Below are 1,559 nucleotides of genomic sequence, written 5' to 3'. Positions count from 1 at the left end.
ATTTTCTCGGTATTTGTCGCGAAATACGGGGTAATGTATCCTCTGTCAAACTGCATACCTTCAACAACGTCCAATTGCGTCTCAAGTTTTTCCCCTTCTTCAACGGTAATCACACCTTCCTTGCCAACCTTTTCCATAGCACCGGCAATAAGTTCTCCCACCTTTTTATCGTTATGAGCCGAAATAGAAGCGACCTGAACCATTTCGTTCTTTTTTTCCACTTTTTGGGCAATTTTTTTAAGTTCGGACGCAATCGTGTCAACAGCTTTTTCAATACCTCTTTTCAAAATCATAGGATTTGCGCCCGCTGTAATATTCTTCATACCCTGTTTGAATATCGCCTGCGCCAAAACAACTGCGGTAGTGGTTCCATCCCCTGCAATATCAGAAGTCTTTTCTGCAACTTCTTTAAGCAACTGCGCTCCCGCATTTTCGTATGGGTCTTTTAAATCGATTTCTTTGGCAATGGTAACTCCATCGTTCGTAATAGTCGGCGAACCCCATTTCTTTTCAAGGACTACATTCCTTCCTTTAGGACCAAAACTTGCCTTAACCGCTTTTGCCAGAAGATTAATCCCTCTTTCTAACGCTTGTCGTGCTTCTTCTTTATAAATTAATTGTTTAGCCATATAAAACTACCTCCTTTATAATCCGGCGAATAACGAATTCACTACATTAAAATATGTACCTGCCTGCATAAACAGACGGGAACAATAGGAAAATTCTGAATTTGGATGTGTATTATAAGCAGTTGACTATGTAATGTCAAAAATCATTTTAATATGGAGAGAAATTTTAACAGGGGGGGGATGAATCTCCCCGTGCTAAAGCACGGGGTTTCTTTATTGGATAAACCCCGTAACGTAAACCATCCCGACGTAACGTCGGGATACTCTGCGAGGTAATCGGAACTATGTTCCGATTAAAAAAAACACCCCGTCAGAAGTCAGTATCAACAAGGACAGCACATCCTAAATACTAACTTCTAACGGAGTCTATACTTCTTATTCTATCCCAAACTTATAAACTATAGACCTGTTACGGTTATAGCTCCAGCCTGGTTAATAGCTACAACAATACCTGCCGCATCTCCTCCTGCAGCTGCTGTTACTGTAGCAGTGAATGTAGCCGCAGCACCGGTTCCAGCCGCTACAAGCACGGGAGCTGTAGTAAAGTATCTATTACCGGTAAGGTCTATGCTTCCGCTTATATCAGCCCAAACAGCTGTATATGCATTAGTTTCAGCAAAAACTAATCGCTCAGCCGTTCTAATAGAACCGACTAGGGCCTGTCCTTCGCTCGACATCGCTCTTCGGACATTGGCTCTATAAAGCGGAACTGCAACTGCGGCTAAAATACCTACTATAATGACCACCACCATCAACTCAACTAGGGTAAAACCCTTTTTACTATGCAATCGCTTTCTCATTATTCATTCACCTCCCTTTTATTTAGGTCAGAACTTCTTATAGACATTCCGACCTTTCTATCCTTGTATTACAATTATACCCCTGCTTACTGAGAAGTCAATACCCGTGTAAGAGTCCATAACATATTGG

Annotated in this window: 2 protein-coding genes; both read right to left on the bottom strand. The window is 41.6% G+C overall.

Features of this window, described 5'->3' with window-relative positions; genetic code table 11:
- The coding region (gene groEL, locus KAS42_01140) for a chaperonin GroEL (GenBank protein ID MCK4904837.1) at positions 1–629 on the bottom strand (629 nt) is incomplete at its 3' end.
- Positions 630–1,027: 398 nt separating this feature from the next.
- Positions 1,028–1,417: a prepilin-type N-terminal cleavage/methylation domain-containing protein gene (locus KAS42_01135; protein ID MCK4904836.1), complete on the bottom strand. Its 390-nt coding sequence runs from the start codon at positions 1,415–1,417 to the stop codon at positions 1,028–1,030.
- Between the last annotated feature and the right edge of the window lie 142 nt (positions 1,418–1,559).

Source organism: bacterium (genome assembly GCA_023135785.1).
GTDB lineage: Bacteria > CAIJMQ01 > CAIJMQ01 > CAIJMQ01 > CAIJMQ01 > CAZNJA01.
The sequence above is the reverse complement of the archived record's forward strand: the minus strand, read 5'-3'. Positions and strand labels throughout refer to the sequence as shown.